At 61.2% G+C, this 16,321-nt stretch carries 19 protein-coding genes and 1 tRNA gene; 3 read left to right on the forward strand and 17 right to left on the reverse strand.

Annotation, left to right across the window (positions count from 1 at the left end):
- Positions 1 to 10: 10 nt before the first annotated feature.
- From nuoK to rpsO, 17 genes are all read right to left on the reverse strand, one after another.
- Positions 11 to 319, reverse strand: a complete 309-nt coding sequence (nuoK, locus tag GWK50_RS11105) for an NADH-quinone oxidoreductase subunit NuoK (protein ID WP_162016569.1) — start codon at positions 317 to 319, stop codon at positions 11 to 13.
- Positions 316 to 981, reverse strand: coding sequence for an NADH-quinone oxidoreductase subunit J (locus GWK50_RS11110; RefSeq protein ID WP_162016570.1), 666 nt, complete (start codon positions 979 to 981; stop codon positions 316 to 318). The genes nuoK and GWK50_RS11110 overlap by 4 nt, the downstream gene beginning before the upstream one ends.
- Before the next feature lie 29 nt (positions 982 to 1,010).
- Positions 1,011 to 1,520, reverse strand: coding sequence for an NADH-quinone oxidoreductase subunit NuoI (nuoI, locus tag GWK50_RS11115; RefSeq protein WP_162016571.1), 510 nt, complete (start codon positions 1,518 to 1,520; stop codon positions 1,011 to 1,013).
- A 15-nt stretch (positions 1,521 to 1,535) separates the two neighbouring features.
- Positions 1,536 to 2,612 (reverse strand): NADH-quinone oxidoreductase subunit NuoH, encoded by a 1,077-nt coding sequence (gene nuoH, locus GWK50_RS11120; protein WP_162016572.1) that lies wholly within the window; start codon positions 2,610 to 2,612, stop codon positions 1,536 to 1,538.
- Entirely contained in the window at positions 2,609 to 4,750 is a 2,142-nt protein-coding gene (gene nuoG / locus GWK50_RS11125) for an NADH-quinone oxidoreductase subunit NuoG (RefSeq protein ID WP_162016573.1), read from the reverse strand. The genes nuoH and nuoG overlap by 4 nt, the downstream gene beginning before the upstream one ends.
- Positions 4,751 to 4,765: 15 nt before the next feature.
- Positions 4,766 to 6,121, reverse strand: coding sequence for an NADH-quinone oxidoreductase subunit NuoF (gene nuoF / locus GWK50_RS11130; protein WP_162016574.1), 1,356 nt, complete (start codon positions 6,119 to 6,121; stop codon positions 4,766 to 4,768).
- Positions 6,121 to 6,609: an NADH-quinone oxidoreductase subunit NuoE gene (nuoE, locus tag GWK50_RS11135; RefSeq protein WP_162016575.1), complete on the reverse strand. Its 489-nt coding sequence runs from the start codon at positions 6,607 to 6,609 to the stop codon at positions 6,121 to 6,123. The genes nuoF and nuoE overlap by 1 nt, the downstream gene beginning before the upstream one ends.
- The gene (locus GWK50_RS11140) at positions 6,606 to 7,859 is read right to left on the reverse strand and encodes an NADH-quinone oxidoreductase subunit D (protein WP_162016576.1); all 1,254 of its coding nucleotides are present in this window, start codon (positions 7,857 to 7,859) and stop codon (positions 6,606 to 6,608) included. Before GWK50_RS11140 ends, nuoE begins: the two co-directional genes overlap by 4 nt.
- Positions 7,860 to 7,886: 27 nt before the next feature.
- Positions 7,887 to 8,495: an NADH-quinone oxidoreductase subunit C gene (locus GWK50_RS11145; RefSeq protein WP_162016577.1), complete on the reverse strand. Its 609-nt coding sequence runs from the start codon at positions 8,493 to 8,495 to the stop codon at positions 7,887 to 7,889.
- 10 nt (positions 8,496 to 8,505) lie between these two features.
- Complete coding sequence (locus tag GWK50_RS11150) at positions 8,506 to 8,985, reverse strand: NADH-quinone oxidoreductase subunit B (protein WP_005793239.1); 480 nt, start codon at positions 8,983 to 8,985, stop codon at positions 8,506 to 8,508.
- A gap of 24 nt (positions 8,986 to 9,009) precedes the next feature.
- The gene (locus tag GWK50_RS11155) at positions 9,010 to 9,369 is read right to left on the reverse strand and encodes an NADH-quinone oxidoreductase subunit A (RefSeq protein ID WP_162016578.1); all 360 of its coding nucleotides are present in this window, start codon (positions 9,367 to 9,369) and stop codon (positions 9,010 to 9,012) included.
- 81 nt (positions 9,370 to 9,450) lie between these two features.
- Positions 9,451 to 9,535: transfer RNA gene (locus GWK50_RS11160), tRNA-Leu, on the reverse strand.
- Positions 9,536 to 9,647: 112 nt separating this feature from the next.
- The gene (gene secG, locus GWK50_RS11165; RefSeq protein WP_162016579.1) at positions 9,648 to 10,043 is read right to left on the reverse strand and encodes a preprotein translocase subunit SecG; all 396 of its coding nucleotides are present in this window, start codon (positions 10,041 to 10,043) and stop codon (positions 9,648 to 9,650) included.
- 41 nt (positions 10,044 to 10,084) lie between these two features.
- Positions 10,085 to 10,831 (reverse strand): triose-phosphate isomerase, encoded by a 747-nt coding sequence (tpiA, locus tag GWK50_RS11170; protein WP_162016580.1) that lies wholly within the window; start codon positions 10,829 to 10,831, stop codon positions 10,085 to 10,087.
- Positions 10,832 to 10,833: 2 nt separating this feature from the next.
- The gene (locus tag GWK50_RS11175; protein ID WP_162016581.1) at positions 10,834 to 11,820 is read right to left on the reverse strand and encodes an NAD(P)H-quinone oxidoreductase; all 987 of its coding nucleotides are present in this window, start codon (positions 11,818 to 11,820) and stop codon (positions 10,834 to 10,836) included.
- Between the two features lie 89 nt (positions 11,821 to 11,909).
- Positions 11,910 to 14,159 (reverse strand): polyribonucleotide nucleotidyltransferase, encoded by a 2,250-nt coding sequence (pnp, locus tag GWK50_RS11180; RefSeq protein ID WP_162016582.1) that lies wholly within the window; start codon positions 14,157 to 14,159, stop codon positions 11,910 to 11,912.
- Between the two features lie 196 nt (positions 14,160 to 14,355).
- Positions 14,356 to 14,622, reverse strand: coding sequence for a 30S ribosomal protein S15 (gene rpsO / locus GWK50_RS11185; RefSeq protein ID WP_162016583.1), 267 nt, complete (start codon positions 14,620 to 14,622; stop codon positions 14,356 to 14,358).
- Between the two features lie 168 nt (positions 14,623 to 14,790).
- Here rpsO and GWK50_RS11190 point away from each other — a divergent pair, with 168 nt between their 5' ends.
- From GWK50_RS11190 to GWK50_RS11200, 3 genes are all read left to right on the forward strand, one after another.
- On the forward strand, positions 14,791 to 15,060 hold the full coding sequence (locus GWK50_RS11190) for a hypothetical protein (protein ID WP_162014696.1): 270 nt from the start codon (positions 14,791 to 14,793) through the stop codon (positions 15,058 to 15,060).
- Between the two features lie 105 nt (positions 15,061 to 15,165).
- Positions 15,166 to 15,720, forward strand: a complete 555-nt coding sequence (locus GWK50_RS11195; protein ID WP_162016584.1) for a GspH/FimT family pseudopilin — start codon at positions 15,166 to 15,168, stop codon at positions 15,718 to 15,720.
- 19 nt (positions 15,721 to 15,739) lie between these two features.
- Positions 15,740 to 16,318 carry a GspH/FimT family pseudopilin gene (locus tag GWK50_RS11200; protein WP_162016585.1) on the forward strand — a complete coding sequence of 193 codons (579 nt, stop codon included), beginning with the start codon at positions 15,740 to 15,742 and terminating at the stop codon, positions 16,316 to 16,318.
- Positions 16,319 to 16,321 lie beyond the last annotated feature (3 nt).

Here is a 16,321-nt window from a genome sequence, read left to right on the forward strand (position 1 = left end):
TTTCGGAGACTCAACCCTGGAGGGTGTCGAGGGATTCCGCGTCGATGTTGGCCTTGTTGCGGAACAGCAGCACCAGGATGGCCAGACCAATGGCCGACTCAGCCGCCGCCACGGTCAGGATGAAGAACACGAACACCTGTCCGTGCATATCACCCAGGTAATGCGAGAAGGCTACGAAGTTCATGTTGACGGCCAACAGCATCAGTTCAATGGCCATCAGCAACACAATGAGGTTGCGGCGATTCATGAAAATGCCGACCACGGCCAGGGCGAACAGCATGGCGCCCAGCGTCAGAAAATGTCCCAGTGTGGGCGTCATGCTTTCTTCTCCTCGGCATTGGCGGCTGGCTCAGGTACCGGAGCCTGGCGTGTGGCAGCCATCTTGACGACCGTCAGACGGTCCGCGGCACGCACATGCACCTGCTGCGACGGATTGATGGTCTTGGTGTCTTTGCGGGTACGCAGGGTCAGGGCAATGGCAGCAATCATGGCCACCAAAAGGATGACGGCAGCGATTTCCACCGGATAGAGGTACTTGGTGTACATCAGCTCACCCAGGGCCTTGGCATTGGAAACCACGACCGGTTGGCCCGCCGCATCCAGCACAGCGGCCACGGCCTTGGGCTCCTCCATGCCACGGAAGCCGCCCATGAGCACTGCCGCCATTTCCAGGGCAACGAGTGCACCAATGGTGGCGGCCAGCGGGAAATGCTTCCAGAAACCCTGGCGCATGCCCTCGACATCCACGTCAAGCATCATCACCACGAAGAGGAACAGCACCATCACCGCACCCAGGTACACCAGCACCAGGGCAATGGCAAGAAACTCTGCCTTGAGCAGCAGCCACAGGCCTGAAGCCTGGGAAAAAGCCAGCATGAGGTGCAGCACCGCGTGCACCGGGTTGCGGGCGCTGATGACCCGGAAGGCTGCGTACAGCAGCACGAACGAGAACAGATAGAAAAAACCAGTCTTGGCGTCCATGAATCGGTTCTTTGTAGTGGTCTGCCGCGTCAGCGGTACTGGGCGTCCGCAGCCTTGGCAGCAGCGATGTCGCCTTCGAAGCGGTCTCCCACGGCCAGCAGCATTTCCTTGGTGAAGTAAAGGTCGCCGCGCTTTTCGCCGTGGTATTCAAAGATGGAAGTCTCCACGATGGAGTCCACCGGGCAGCTTTCTTCGCAGAAACCGCAGAAGATGCACTTGGTCAGGTCGATGTCATAGCGCGTGGTGCGACGTGTGCCGTCCTCGCGCACATCCGACTCGATGGTGATGGCCATCGCGGGGCACACGGCCTCGCACAGCTTGCAGGCGATGCAACGCTCTTCGCCGTTTTCATAGCGGCGCAGGGCGTGCAACCCCCGAAAACGGGGCGACAGCGGTGTTTTTTCCTCAGGGTACTGGACGGTAACCTTGCGGCGCAGGGCGTAGCGCCCGGTCAGGGACATGCCCTTGACCAGCTCGACCAGCAGAAAGCTCTTGACGAAATCGCGGAGCGAAAAAGAAGCAGCAGCAACGGAAGCCATGGGTATGTCCCCGCCTTATTTCCAGATATTCCACGGCGAGAGCAACCAGCCCCCGACGATCAGCAGCCACACCAGGGTGACCGGAATGAAGATCTTCCAGCCCAGACGCATGATCTGGTCATAGCGGAACCGGGGGAAGGTGGCCCGGATCCAGATGAACATGGAGATCATCACAAAGGTCTTGATGCCCAGCCAGATCCAGCCTGGGATGAAGTCCAGTGCAGCGACAGGAGCCTGCCAGCCACCAAAGAACATCAGCACGGCCAGAATCGACACCAGCCACATGCTGGCGTACTCGGCCAGGAAGAAGATGGCAAAGCCCATGCCCGAATACTCGACCATGTGACCGGCGACGATCTCGGCCTCGCCTTCCACCACGTCGAAGGGATGGCGGTTGGTCTCCGCCACTGCCGAAATCATGTACACCACGCAGATGGGCAGCAGCGGCAGCCAGTTCCAGGACAGGAAGGACAGCCCCATGTTGGCAGCCATGCCACGCGTCTGGCTCAGCACAATCTCGGTCAGGTTCATGCTGCCCGTGACCATGATGACCACCAGGAAGCAGAAGCCCATGGCGATTTCATAGCTCACCATCTGGGCCGAAGCACGCAGCGCACCCAGGAAGGCGTACTTGGAGTTGGAGGCCCAACCTGCAATGATCACACCATAGACCTCGATCGAGGTGATGGCCATCAACAGCAGCAGACCCGCATTGACGTTGGCCAGTGCCAGCTCAGGGCCGAAGGGGATGACCACCCAGGCCGCCAGAGCGGGCATGATGGCCATGACGGGCCCGAGAATGAACAGGCCCTTGGAGGCTGCACTGGGCTGGATGATTTCCTTGGTCAGCAGCTTGAGCGCATCGGCAATGGGCTGCAGCAGACCGAACGGGCCAACGCGGTTGGGGCCATGGCGCACCTGCATGAAGCCCAGAAGCTTGCGCTCCCACAGCGTGATGTAAGCCACGGCACCCATCAGGGGCAGAAGCACCACCACAATCTTGATGAGGTTCCAGATGACCGGCCAGGCCGCGCCCGTCCACCATCCCTGGGCCAGCAGATTGAGGCCGAAGTTGTAGATTGCATCGATCACGCTGCTACTCCTTCACGGGCCAGGCGGGCATCGGTGGTCAATTGCAGAGAGGTCGCACGGCGCACCAGACCATCGAGCTGGTAGAGGGAGGCGACCGCCGGAGCGGGAACATCCACCACTTGCACGGACTGGGGCATGTCGGCCACGGCATTGCTCAGCAGCTCTTGGGGAACATGGGATACCGAGCCGACAGCCGCACCGGTGGCGCGCCCCAGCACGTCTTGCGAAGTCTCGAAATCGAAACCCTGCAGACCCAGGAGATTGCCCAGCACACGCAGCACCTTCCAACCCGGGCGGGTCTCGCCCAGTGGACGAACCACAGCGTGGAAGCTTTGCAGACGCCCTTCGGCATTCACGAAGCTGCCCGATGTTTCGGTGAACGGTGCAATGGGCAACAGCACATCGCTGAATTCGAGGTTGGTCTTGAAGGGACTCAGTGTCACCACCATTTCCACCTTGCCCAACGCAGCAACTGCCTGTGCACCAGCAGCACTGTCAAACTCCGGCTCGTTGTTCAACAGGAACAGACCCTTGAGCTTGCCTTGCAACATTTGCGCAGCGTCCATTCCGCCTTCGCCAGGCAATGCTTGCATCCATTGTGCGCCCACCGTGTTGGCCGCCTCGGTCAGGTAGCCCACGGTGGCATCGGCCTGCTGTGCAATCCAACCGGCCAAGGCCAGCAGCTCGCTGGCCTGGGCATGGTGAGCGGCTGCATTACCGAGCAACACGGCCTTGTGTTCGCCGCGTAGCAGCGCCTGGGCGATGGCACGGGCTGTGGGCTCGTCGGCACGACCTTGCGCCACAGGTGCGCTCACATCCTTTTCCTGCGCCAAGGCAGCCGCGACGTCGGCCAATGCTTGCAGCCATGCACCATGATTGGCCACCAGGGTCTGTGCCACAGGCATGGCCCAGTCACGTACCGCGTTGTCGATGGACAGCACCGTGCAACCCTTGCGCGCCGCCTGGCGGATACGCTGGGCAAACAGCGGATGGTCCTTGCGCAGGTTCGAGCCCACGACCAGCACCGATTGCAGCTGCGACAGCGAGGACACCGATCGGCCCAGCCAGCGCACGCCTTGCGGCTTGCGCAGATCGGCATGGCGCAGGCGGTAATCCAGGTTGGGGCTGCCCAGGCCGCGCATCAGCGCGCCGGCAAGATACAACTCTTCGACCGTGCTGTGCGGGCTGACCAACGCACCCAGAGCACCGGCACCGTTTTCCTTGGTGATGCATTGCACACCATTGGCGATGTACTCCAGAGCGGTCTGCCAATCGACCTCGACCCACTGGCCACCCTGCTTGAGCATGGGCTTTGTCAGTCGCTCGGCACTGTCCAGGGCCTCGTAGGAAAAACGGTCACGGTCGGCAATCCAGCATTCGTTGACGTCGTCATTCTCGAACGGCAGCACGCGCATGACCTTGTGGTTTTTGACGTGCACGATCAGGTTGGCACCCGTGGAGTCGTGCGGGCTGACCGACTTGCGGCGCGACAACTCCCAGGTACGGGCGCTGTAGCGGAAGGGCTTGCTGGTGAGCGCGCCGACCGGACAGATGTCGATCATGTTGCCCGACAGCTCCGAGTCGATCGTGTCGTCCTTGACGGTGGTGATTTCGGCATGCTCGCCGCGATGCACCATGCCCAGTTCCATGACACCGGCAATTTCCTGACCGAAGCGCACACAACGGGTGCAATGGATGCAGCGGGTCATTTCCTGCATGGAAATGAGCGGGCTCACATCCTTGGGCTTGACCACGCGCTTTTCTTCTTCATAGCGTGTGGACGAAGCACCGTAACCCACCGCAAGGTCCTGCAGCTGACACTCACCACCTTGGTCGCAAATGGGGCAGTCCAGCGGGTGATTGATGAGCAGGAATTCCATGACCGACTTCTGGGCATGGATGGCCTTGTCGCTCTTGGTGCGCACGATCATGCCTTGCGTCACGGGTGTGGCGCAGGCCGGCATGGGCTTGGGGGCTTTTTCAACCTCCACCAGGCACATGCGGCAGCTGGCGGCGATAGAAAGTTTCTTGTGGTAGCAGAAGTGCGGAATGTAGGTGCCCGCCTTTTCGGCCGCATGCATCACCATGCTGCCTTCGGCAACCTCCACCTTCTGCCCGTCCAGTTCGATTTCAACCATATGCTTTTCTCGCGATCAGGCAGAAGTGGTGGCCTGAGGACTCGTGGTGCGGATCATTGCCGCAAATTCGTGCCGGTAATGCTTGAGCATCGCACGCACCGGCATGGCCGCTGCATCACCCAGGGCGCAGATGGTGCGGCCCATGATGTTGCTGGCCACGTTGTCGAGCAGGTCCATGTCGGCAGGACGCCCCTCACCACGGTGGATGCGGTCCACCAGGCGCCAGAGCCAGCCTGTGCCTTCACGGCAAGGCGTGCACTGGCCACAGGACTCGTGCATGTAGAAGTACGACAGGCGCTTGAGCGACTCCACCATGCAGCGGCTGTCGTCCATGACGATTACAGCGCCCGAACCCAGCATGGAACCTGCCTTGGCGATGGAGTCATAGTCCATGGTGCACTCCATGATCACGGAGGCAGGCAGCACGGGCGAAGAAGAACCGCCAGGAATCACGGCCTTGAGTTGGCGCCCCTTGCGCACGCCACCGGCAAGTTCCAACAGCTTGGCAAACGGGGTGCCCAAGGGAATTTCGTAGTTGCCTGGACGCTCGACATCGCCGCTGACCGAGAAGATCTTGGTGCCACCGTTGTTGGGCTTGCCACAGGCCAAGTAGGCTGCGCCACCGTTGCGGATGATCCAGGGCACCGCAGCAAAGGTCTCGGTGTTGTTGATGGTGGTGGGCTTGCCATACAAACCGAAGCTGGCAGGGAATGGCGGCTTGAAGCGCGGCTGGCCCTTTTTGCCTTCCAGCGATTCGAGCAGAGCGGTTTCCTCGCCGCAGATGTAGGCACCGAAACCATGGTGGGCATGCAACTGGAAGCTGAAGTTGCTGCCCAGGATGTTGCTGCCCAGGTAGCCCGCTGCGCGCGCCTCTTCCAACGCCGCCTCAAAGCGCTCGTACACTTGGAAAATCTCGCCGTGGATGTAGTTGTAACCCACGCTGATGCCCATCGCAAAGCCGGCAATGATCATGCCTTCAATCACGATGTGGGGGTTGAACATCAGGATGTCGCGGTCCTTGCAGGTCCCCGGCTCTCCCTCGTCGGAGTTGCACACCAGGTACTTCTGACCCGGGAACTGGCGCGGCATGAAGCTCCACTTCAGCCCGGTGGGAAAACCAGCGCCCCCCCGACCGCGCAGGCCGGACTCCTTGACGGTGGCAATCACCTGATCCTGATTGAGGCCTTCGCCCCCATCCTTGCCCAGAATTTTCTTCAGTGCCTGGTAGCCACCGCGCGCCTCATAGTCCTGCAGACGCCAGTTGGAGCCATTCAGGCCAGCGTAAATTTGCGGATCAATGTGCCGATCGTGGAAGCAGGTTTCCACACCGGTGGCCTGAAACTGGGAGAGCACCTGTGCTGCCGTGGTCATTATTTGCCCTCCGCAGTACGCAGGTTGTCGACCAACTGGTCGAGCTTTTCGCCACTCATGAAACTGCACATGCTGCGGTCATTGACGAGCATGACGGGCGCATCGGCGCAGGCGCCCAGGCACTCGCACTCTTGCAGGGTGAACATGCCGTCGGCGGTGGTCTCGCCTGCCGCAATGCCGAGCTTGTGTTCCAGATGTTCCAGGGCCTTGCCACCATCGCGCAGCAGACAAGGCAGGTTGGTACAGACGTTGAGCTTGTACTTGCCCACCGGCTGCTGGTTGTACATGTTGTAGAAGGTCGTCACTTCGTGGACGGCGATCTCGGGCATGCCCAGGTACTCGGCAATGCCCGCTTCGCTCTCCTGGCTCACATAGCCCTGCTCTTGCTGCACGATGGCCAGGCAGGCCATCACGGCAGACTGCTTCTGCTCTGCCGGGTACTTGGCCACTTCACGCGCAAAGCGCGCCTTGGTCGCTTCAGAAATCATCGGTCAATCTCCCCGAACACGATATCCATGGTGCCGATGATGGCGATCACGTCGGCCAGCATGTGGCCGCGCGCCATTTCGTCCATGGTGGCCAGGTGTGCGAAACCGGGGGCGCGGATCTTCATGCGGTAAGGCTTGTTCGCACCGTCACTGACCAGATAAATACCAAACTCACCCTTGGGGTGCTCCACGGCAGCGTAAGCCTCGCCCTCGGGCACATGGAAACCTTCGGAGAACAGCTTGAAGTGGTGGATCAGGTCTTCCATGCCGAACTTCATGCGATCCCGTGCGGGTGGCGCCACCTTGTGGTTGTCGGTGATGACCGGACCGGGATTGGCACGCAGCCAGTCCACGCACTGCTTGATGATGCGGTTGGACTCGCGCATTTCCTGCACACGCACCAGGTAACGGTCGTAGCAGTCACCCGTCTTGCCCAGGGGGATGTCGAAATCGACACGGTCGTAAACCTCGTAGGGCTGGGTCTTGCGCAGGTCCCAGGCAATGCCGGAGCCGCGCAGCATGGGGCCGGTCATGCCCAGGTTCAGGGCGCGCTCGGGGGTGACCACGCCAATGCCCACGGTTCGCTGCTTCCAGATGCGGTTGTCGGTGAGCAGGGTTTCATACTCATCCACATAGCCGGGGAAGCGGCGGGTGAAATCCTCGATGAAGTCCAGCAGCGAACCCTGGCGGTTGGCGTTGCGCTCCTGCACTGCTTTGGCACTGCGGATACGGCTTTCCTGGTGCTGGGGCATGGAATCGGGAAGATCGCGGTACACGCCGCCCGGCCGGAAATACGCTGCGTGCATGCGCGCGCCCGACACGGCTTCGTACATGTCGAACAGGTCTTCACGCTCGCGGAAGGTGTAAATCAGGATGGTGGAACTGCCGCAGTCGTTGCCGTGCGAACCCAGCCACATCAGGTGGTTGAGCAAGCGCGTGATCTCCGAGAACATCACACGGATGTACTGCGCACGCAGCGGTACCTCTATGCCCAGCAACTTTTCAATGGCCAGGCAGTAGGCATGCTCGTTGCACATCATGGACACGTAGTCCAAACGGTCCATGTAAGGCAGCGATTGCAGGAAAGTCTTGTGCTCGGCCAGCTTTTCGGTGCCGCGGTGCAGCAGACCGATGTGCGGGTCGGCGCGCTGGACGACCTCGCCGTCGAGTTCCAGCACCAAGCGCAGCACGCCGTGGGCTGCAGGGTGCTGCGGACCGAGGTTGAGAGAGTAGTTCTTGATTTCAGCCATGATGGATCACTGAAAAGCACTCAGGCCTCAGTGCAGGCCTCCGTAGTTTTCTTCGCGGATGATGCGTGGCGTGATCTCACGCGGCTCGATGCTGACTGGCTCATACATCACGCGGCGTTGATCGGCGTCGTAGCGCATTTCCACATGACCCGACAGCGGGAAGTCCTTGCGGAACGGGTGGCCGATGAAACCATAGTCCGTGAGGATACGGCGCAGGTCGTTGTGCCCTTCGAACACGACACCGAACAGGTCGAACGCCTCGCGCTCAAACCATGCTGCAGAAGCCCACAGGCCCGTGACCGACGCCACCACCGGCATATCGTCCTGAGGACAGAACACACGCACACGCACACGCTGGTTGAGGGAGACAGACAACAGGTGCGATACCACGGCGTAGCGCGGACCCTCGTTCACGCGATCCGCATACGCAGAATAGTCGAGGCCGCACAGGTCAATGAGCTGTTCGAAGCGGCAGGTGGGCGCATCGCGCAGCAACTGCATGGCTTGCAAATACTGGTCGGCGGCAACCACCACGGTGACTTCACCACGGGCCAGGGTCACAGAACGGGCCAGCGCACCCAGCGCCTGGGCAATGTGATCCCTGAGTTCCTCGGGTCGAATGGCAACAGATGTCATGGCCCTCCCCTCAGGCGCGTGCAATGGTGTTGGTGCGGCGGATCTTCTGCTGCAGCTGGATGATGCCGTAGATCAGCGCCTCGGCCGTGGGCGGGCAGCCCGGCACGTACACGTCCACCGGCACGATGCGATCGCAGCCACGCACCACGGAATAGCTGTAGTGGTAGTAGCCACCACCGTTGGCGCAAGAGCCCATGGAGAGCACCCAGCGCGGCTCGCTCATCTGGTCGTACACCTTGCGCAGTGCAGGCGCCATCTTGTTGCACAGCGTGCCCGCCACGATCATCAGATCGGACTGGCGAGGGCTGGCACGGAACACCTCGGCACCAAAGCGGCCGATGTCGTAGCGCGCTGCAGCGGCATGCATCATCTCGACCGCACAGCACGCCAAGCCAAACGTCATGGGCCAGAGCGAACCCGTCTTGGCCCAGTTCACCACGGAGTCATAGCTCGTGGTGATGAAGCCTTCCTTCATCACGCCTTCAATCATTGCGTCGTTCCTCGTGCTAGCCGATCATTCCCAGTCCAGGGCGCCCTTTTTCCACTCGTAGGCAAAACCCACGACCAGAACGGCCAGAAAAATCACCACGGCCACAAAGCCGGTCACGCCCACCTCCTGCAGCGAGACCGCCCAGGGGAACAGGAAGGCAATTTCCAGATCGAAAAGAATGAAAAGAATAGCGACGAGGTAGTAGCGCACATCGAATTTCATGCGCGCATCTTCGAAGGCTTCGAAGCCACACTCGTAGGGGGAGTTTTTGGCAGGATCAGGGCGGTTGGGTCCGAGGATGTACCCCAGAACCAGGGGCACGATACCCACCGCAATGCCAATCAAGATGAACAGGAGGACGGGGAGATATTGATCGAGGTTCATCTTGTGGATGCGCTCACCGTGGAGCCTCGCCCGTCATGTCCGCAGGACGGAACACGCGGACAGGCCTGTTTGTATGTTGTTTGGTGCCGTCGGCGAGACTCGAACTCGCACAGCTTTCGCCACTACCCCCTCAAGATAGCGTGTCTACCAATTTCACCACGACGGCTTGTCGTGTCTGGGTGGCATGAGGAACCACTTGGTTTTGGCTTCCCAGACAGACTCAAATTCTACTCCGGAAAAACCCTGTTACGGTGTCCGGCGTCGCATTTCTTGTGTTTTTATTTCACAGGAATTTGACCTGCACCAGAAGCCGGAACCACAGGTGCGGTAGCTGGTGCTGCGGCACCTGGAATGGCCGCCGCAGAGCCCGCGTCGGGCGCCGCCGCAGGAGCAACGGCAGCCGGCGTCTCCAGCACACTTCCCGTGCTGGCCGGACGTGCATTGCCAAAGTAGGCCAGCATCAGCGTGCAGACAAAAAACACCGCCGCCAACACCCCCGTGGTGCGCGACAGGAAGTTGGCACCACCCGACGCACCGAACAGACTGCCCGAGCTGCCGCTGCCAAACGCAGCACCCATATCGGCACCTTTGCCGTGCTGAACGAGGATCAGCCCAATCATGCCCAAAGCGGCCAGGATCTGGACCGTCAACAACAAGTTCACTAGCAAGTTCATTCTTGAAATACTCCTGATTGAATAGCGTGTACCGTCCGCCGTTATTGGGCTGCGGCAATAATTTGCAAAAAGTCTGCAGCCTTGAGCGAAGCACCGCCCACCAGACCGCCGTCGATATCGGGCTGGGCCAGCAACTGCGCCGCATTCGCGGCATTCATGCTGCCGCCGTACAGCAAGCGAATCTTGGCCGCATGGGGGCTGGCCGCTGCAAGCTGCGCACGCAACACGGCATGCACCTGCTGCGCCTGCTCAGGCGTGGCGGTCTTGCCCGTGCCAATGGCCCAGACCGGCTCGTAGGCCACCACCACCTCGCTGATGCAATGGCCGTTGAGGTGAATCACCGCCGCCAGTTGGCGACGCACCACCGCTTCGGTTTGCCCTGCTTCGCGTTCTTCCAGCGTTTCACCCACACACACAATGGGGGTGATACCCGCGGCCAGGGCGCGCTGGGCCTTCACGGCCACATGCACATCGGTCTCGCCATGGTACTGGCGGCGCTCCGAATGCCCCACCAACACATAACGTACCGCAAAGTCGCGCAGCATGGCTGCCGAGAACTCGCCCGTGTAGGCGCCGGACTCGTGTTGCGACACGTCCTGTGCCGCCAACGCCAGACAGGAGCCCGCCGCCAGCGCCTGCACCTGCGCCAGGTAGGGCGCAGGCACGGCCAGCGCCACATCACAGGCGGGGGCTGCGCCCACGCCATCGCGCAGCGCATGCACCAGCGCCTCGTTGGCAGCCAGGCTGCCGTTCATCTTCCAGTTGCCTGCAATGAGTTTTTTCATCATGGTCACCAGGTCAAAACAATCTTGCCGATGTGCCGGTTGGACTCCATCAGCGCATGGGCCTGTGCCGCCTCATGGGCAGCAAAGCTGCGGTACACCACCGGACGCACGGCGCCCGATGCAAGCAAGGGCCACACGCGCTCGCGCAAGGCGCGGGCGATGGCACCCTTGAACGCCGTGGAGCGCGCCCGCAGCGTGGAGCCGGTTATGGTCAGACGCCTGCGCAGCAGCTTGCCTGCATCAAATGCGGCCTGCACCCCGCCCTGCACCGCGATGATGGCAATGCGCCCGTCTTCGGCAAGGCAATCGACCTCGCGCGCTACGTAATCGCCCGCCACCATGTCCAGCACCACATCAGCCCCCCTGCCCTGCGTGATGCGCATCACCTCGGCCACGAAGTCCTGGCTGCGGTAAACGATGGCGTGATGCGCCCCCAAGGCCAGACAGGCAGCGCATTTGTCCTCGCTCCCCGCCGTCGCGATGACGGTGGCACCGAATGCACGCCCGAGCTGGATGGCCGCCACGCCAATGCCGCTGCTCCCACCCTGCACCAGCAAGGTTTCGCCCGTCTGCAAACGCGCGCGGTCAAAAACATTGCTCCAGACAGTGAAGAAGGTTTCAGGCAACGAGGCCGCCTCGGCATCGGTCAAGCCCGCAGGGACCGGAAGGCACTGCTCCACCGGCGCCACGCACCACTGGGCATAGCCACCACCGGCCAACAGGGCACAGACACGATCCCCCGGCTGCAAGCCGTGGGCCGCCATGGCCTGCACATCCCCGGACTCGATCACACCCGCCACCTCCAGTCCCGGCAGATCGCTCGCGCCCGGCGGGGCGGGATAGTGGCCCTTGCGTTGCAGCACATCGGGGCGGTTCACCCCGCTGGCCGCCACGCGGATCAGCACCTCGCCCACGCCCGGCACGGGCTGCGCGCGTTCGCACACGCGCAGCACCTCAGGGGCGCCAAAGGCGGAGATTTCGATGGCCTGCATGGAGGGCTCAGACTTGATGCTATTTTTGCCACTAGCGCCCGTGGATAGAGCGCAAACAGCTATCAAAATAATAGCATTCCATCAATGGATCAGGACTGCATCTGGTCCTGGTTGCCGACCGTTTGCTGCTGTTGCTGCTGATCGGCACCCGGATCGCGGGGCTCGCGGGGCTCGCGGGGCTCGCGCGGGGCTCGCGGCTCGCGCTCACGGCGCTCTGCGGGGGCCGGGCGGTCGCTGAAGCCTGCAGGGCGCTCGGCCAGAGCCTTCATGGACAGCTTGACACGGCCCTTCTCGTCGGTCTCCAGCACCTTGACCTTGACGATCTGGCCTTCGGTCAGATAGTCGGTGACCTTCTCCACGCGCTCGTGGGCGATCTGGCTGATGTGCAGCAGACCATCCTTGCCGGGCAGCAGATTGATGAGGGCGCCGAAGTCCAGGATCTTGGTGACCGGGCCTTCATAGACCTTGCCGATTTCCACTTCGGCCGTGATCTGCTCGATGCGGCGCTTGGCTTCATCGGCCTTGGCGGCTTCGGTGGCGGCGATGGTGATGGTGCCGTCTTCCTCGATGTTGATCTGGCAGCCGGTCTCTTCGGTAAGCGCGCGGATCACGGCGCCACCCTTGCCGATCACGTCGCGGATCTTCTCGGGGTTGATCTTCATGGTGTAGAGCTTGGGCGCGAAGTTGGACACTTCGGTCTTGGCTTCGCCCATGGCTTCTTGCATCTTGCCCAGGATGTGCATGCGCGCTTCCTTGGCCTGGGCCAGTGCCACCTGCATGATTTCCTTGGTGATGCCCTGGATCTTGATGTCCATCTGCAGTGCGGTGATGCCGTTGGTCGTGCCGGCCACCTTGAAGTCCATGTCACCCAGGTGGTCCTCATCGCCCAGGATGTCGGTCAGCACGGCAAAACGGTTGCCGTCCTTGATCAGGCCCATGGCGATGCCGGCCACGTGCGCCTTCATGGGCACGCCGGCGTCCATCAGCGACAGGCAGCCGCCGCAGACGGAAGCCATCGACGAGGAGCCGTTGGATTCGGTGATTTCCGACACCACGCGCATGGTGTAGGGGAATTCTTCCTTGCTCGGCAGGCAGGCCACCAGAGCGCGCTTGGCCAAGCGGCCGTGACCGATCTCGCGGCGCTTGGTGCTGCCCATGCGGCCCACTTCGCCAGTGGCAAAGGGAGGCATGTTGTAGTGCAGCATGAAGCGGTCTTCGTACTCGCCGGCCAGCGCATCGATGCGCTGCGCATCGCGCTCGGTGCCCAGCGTGGTCACTACCAGCGCCTGGGTTTCACCGCGGGTGAACAGCGAGGAGCCGTGTGCGCGCGGCAGCACACTGCCACGGATTTCGATGGGGCGCACGGTGCGCGTGTCGCGGCCGTCGATGCGGGGTTCGCCCGCCAGAATCTGGCTGCGCACGATGCGCGCTTCGATGTCGAACAGCATGCCTTCGACCTTGACGGCGTCGAACTCGACACCGGCTTCCTTCAGGTCAGCCATGACCACGGCATAGGCTTCGCGGCAAGCGTGCGTGCGGGCCTGCTTGTTGCGGATCTGGTAGGCGGCGCGCAGCTTGTCCTCGGCCAGTTGGGTGACCTTGGCGATCAGCGCCTCGTCCTTGGCAGGGGCTTGCCACTCCCAGGCGGGCTTGCCAGCGTCACGCACCAGCTCGTGGATGGCGTTGATGGCGATCTTGCCCTGCTCGTGGCCAAACACCACGGCGCCCAGCATCACGTCCTCGGGCAGCTGCTGCGCTTCGGATTCGACCATCAGCACGGCGGCCTCGGTGCCTGCCACGACCAGATCCATCTGGCTGTTCTTGCGCGCCGTCTGGCCAGGGTTGAGCACGTATTCCCCATTGATGTAACCCACGCGGGCCGCGCCGATGGGACCGCTGAAGGGAATGCCGGAGACCGCCAGGGCAGCGCTCGAAGCGATCATGGCGGCAATGTCGGCATCGACCTCAGGGTTGAGCGACAGGGTGTGGATGACCACATGCACTTCGTTGAAGAAGCCTTCGGGGAACAGCGGACGGATCGGACGGTCGATCAGGCGGCTGGTCAGCGTTTCCAGTTCGCTGGGCTTGGCTTCACGCTTGAAGAAGCTGCCAGGGATCTTGCCGGCGGCGTAGGTCTTCTCGATGTAGTCCACCGTCAGCGGGAAGAAATCCTGGCCCGGCTTGGCCGACTTGGAGGCCACCACGGTGGCCAGCACCACGGTGTCGTCGATGTTCACCAGCACGGCGCCGGAGGCCTGGCGGGCGATTTCACCCGTTTCCATGACGACGGTCTTGTCGCCCCACTGGAAAGACTTGGTAACTTTGTTGAAAATGCTCATAGTTGCTCCTGATTTAATAGCTGGTTACGCAATACCAGCGGGCTCTGGCGGCCAATTCAGCAAACGATGCCATTCCAGTGAAACCGCCCGCGGAGTTCATTGGAATGACACAGCTTCGATCTGCTCGGCACACCAGCAAAAGTAAAAAACGCCTGAGCTAGCGTGCTAACCCAGGCGTTCATGCGTGCAATGCGGCTTACTTGCGCAGACCCAGTTTGGCGATCAGCGCGGTGTAACGGTCGGCGTCCTTGGCCTTGAGGTAATCCAGCAGCTTGCGGCGACGGCTCACCATGCGCAGCAGGCCACGGCGACCATGGTGGTCCTTGGCGTGCTCCTTGAAGTGAGGCATCAGTTCGTTGATGCGGGCAGTCAGCAGCGCCACCTGGACTTCGGGGCTGCCGGTATCATTGGCAGCACGTTGGTTGGCCTTGACGACTTCGGCCTTGACAGAAGAGGCGATCATTGGAAATGTCCTTGAATGAACGGCGGGCCCACTCTTGAAAAAAGCGTGCACACCTTGGTTTTACTTGCGCCAGGAGCCGGAACAAGCCCTGACGTGCGTCTTGCACCATGCAAAACAGGTGGATTATAACTGCACAAGGCAACCCGCCCCTCACCCACCCCGCACGCCATGACCACACCACGCAGAAACCACCACCCCTTGTTCGCCTGCACCCTTGTCGTTTGCCTGGCATTGGTCACCTATCCGGCAGACACCTGGGCCAAGCGCAAGGCCAATGACCAGAACAGCACCCAGACAGAAAAACCCCGCAAGGGTGTCAGCAAGATCACCTACCACCGCAGCCCCTCGGAAGAAACACCCGCCCAGCGCGACAAACGCCTGAAACGGGAATGCAAGGGCATGCACAATGCGGGCGCCTGCCTGGGATACACACGCTGATCGATAGATCAAGTCAATCACCGGGGATTGACCGCTTGTCAGCACCAACATGCCATTCGTCGGCACCGCTCGGCCGCCCTCCTTTACAGCACCTAGGATGATCCTATGCGACCCTTGACCCCATTGCGCACGCTCCCACTCCTGGCTACCACCCGGGTTGCTGGTGCGCACCAAAGTGGTTTTACTGCCATTGAATTAATGGTGGTGGTGTCCATTGTGGCCATCCTGGCGGCACTGGCTGCACCCAGCTTCACTCCACTGATTGAACGCTGGCGCGTGCGACAGACCGCAGAAAACCTCACATCCAGCCTCTACTTTGCACGCTCTGAGGCTATCAAGCGCGGAGGCGGTGTGGCGCTCGACGCTACAGGGGGATGGGATCAAGGATGGAAAATTACCCACACTCAGAATGGCGCGACCACCGACCTACAAGTCAATCTGACGCCAAATAAAACGGCCATGACCCAGAACAACGGCACAACAATGTTGTTTATTGATCGTTGGGGAATGATCTCGGAAACCAATGGCGGAGTCCCCGCCGCCATGAGTTTCCCGATTTTCCCTACAGGCAAGACAGACACTCACAGTAGCGCTATCCGACTTTGCGTGACCAGCGGCGGTCGAATCACGCAGATGAAGCAAGGTGCCGCTTGCCCCTAAGTACATTGGAAGCGATGCCATGTCTTTTCAATCAAACAGCACCGTCGCTCTCCCAGCTCACCGGGCAGGTGGATTCACGGCGATCGAGTTGTTGGTTACGGTTTCCATCGTAGCCATATTGGCAGCCTTGGCGGCACCCAGCTTTACCCCTCTGATTGAAAGCTGGAGAGTCCGCCAAGCTACAGAGCAACTCAGTTCAAGTTTGTACTTCGCCCGATCTGAGGCAATTAAACGTGGTGGACAAATCGCAATCCAAAAATTACCCAACAACACCAACGGCTGTACCACTGCCACAGGAAACCGTGATTGGGATTGCGGATGGTTTGTCTGCCATGACACCAACAACAACGGCACATGCAATGTAAATGAGCCGGTGCTACAAAGGGCAGATGCTCCGGCACGTGTGCAGATAACGCGTACTAGTGGCGGTGCGAGTATCAAACTCAATCGCTGGGGCCTTGTCGATGGTACTTGGCTAGGCTTCAGCTTAGTGCCACTAGACAAAACTACGACCCACTACGGCGCACGCGGCGTCTGCGTCAGCTCCGGTGGTCGCATCCGCGTGATCCCTCCCCAAGACATTCCATGCACCGGTTAAACA

It is taken from the genome of Acidovorax sp. 210-6 (genome assembly GCF_010020825.1).
GTDB lineage: Bacteria > Pseudomonadota > Gammaproteobacteria > Burkholderiales > Burkholderiaceae_C > Simplicispira > Simplicispira sedimenti.

Coding starts and splice junctions, on each gene's coding strand:
- nuoK (WP_162016569.1), bottom strand. CDS start 319: ATGACGCCCACACTGGGACATTTTCTGACGCTGGGCGCCATGCTGTTC.
- GWK50_RS11110 (WP_162016570.1), bottom strand. CDS start 981: ATGGACGCCAAGACTGGTTTTTTCTATCTGTTCTCGTTCGTGCTGCTG.
- nuoI (WP_162016571.1), bottom strand. CDS start 1,520: ATGGCTTCCGTTGCTGCTGCTTCTTTTTCGCTCCGCGATTTCGTCAAG.
- nuoG (WP_162016573.1), bottom strand. CDS start 4,750: ATGGTTGAAATCGAACTGGACGGGCAGAAGGTGGAGGTTGCCGAAGGC.
- nuoF (WP_162016574.1), bottom strand. CDS start 6,121: ATGACCACGGCAGCACAGGTGCTCTCCCAGTTTCAGGCCACCGGTGTG.
- nuoE (WP_162016575.1), bottom strand. CDS start 6,609: ATGATTTCTGAAGCGACCAAGGCGCGCTTTGCGCGTGAAGTGGCCAAG.
- GWK50_RS11140 (WP_162016576.1), bottom strand. CDS start 7,859: ATGGCTGAAATCAAGAACTACTCTCTCAACCTCGGTCCGCAGCACCCT.
- GWK50_RS11145 (WP_162016577.1), bottom strand. CDS start 8,495: ATGACATCTGTTGCCATTCGACCCGAGGAACTCAGGGATCACATTGCC.
- GWK50_RS11150 (WP_005793239.1), bottom strand. CDS start 8,985: ATGATTGAAGGCGTGATGAAGGAAGGCTTCATCACCACGAGCTATGAC.
- GWK50_RS11155 (WP_162016578.1), bottom strand. CDS start 9,369: ATGAACCTCGATCAATATCTCCCCGTCCTCCTGTTCATCTTGATTGGC.
- secG (WP_162016579.1), bottom strand. CDS start 10,043: ATGAACTTGCTAGTGAACTTGTTGTTGACGGTCCAGATCCTGGCCGCT.
- tpiA (WP_162016580.1), bottom strand. CDS start 10,831: ATGATGAAAAAACTCATTGCAGGCAACTGGAAGATGAACGGCAGCCTG.
- GWK50_RS11175 (WP_162016581.1), bottom strand. CDS start 11,820: ATGCAGGCCATCGAAATCTCCGCCTTTGGCGCCCCTGAGGTGCTGCGC.
- pnp (WP_162016582.1), bottom strand. CDS start 14,159: ATGAGCATTTTCAACAAAGTTACCAAGTCTTTCCAGTGGGGCGACAAG.
- rpsO (WP_162016583.1), bottom strand. CDS start 14,622: ATGATCGCCTCTTCTGTCAAGGCCGAAGTCGTCAAGGCCAACCAACGT.
- GWK50_RS11190 (WP_162014696.1), top strand. CDS start 14,791: ATGACCACACCACGCAGAAACCACCACCCCTTGTTCGCCTGCACCCTT.
- GWK50_RS11195 (WP_162016584.1), top strand. CDS start 15,166: ATGCGACCCTTGACCCCATTGCGCACGCTCCCACTCCTGGCTACCACC.
- GWK50_RS11200 (WP_162016585.1), top strand. CDS start 15,740: ATGTCTTTTCAATCAAACAGCACCGTCGCTCTCCCAGCTCACCGGGCA.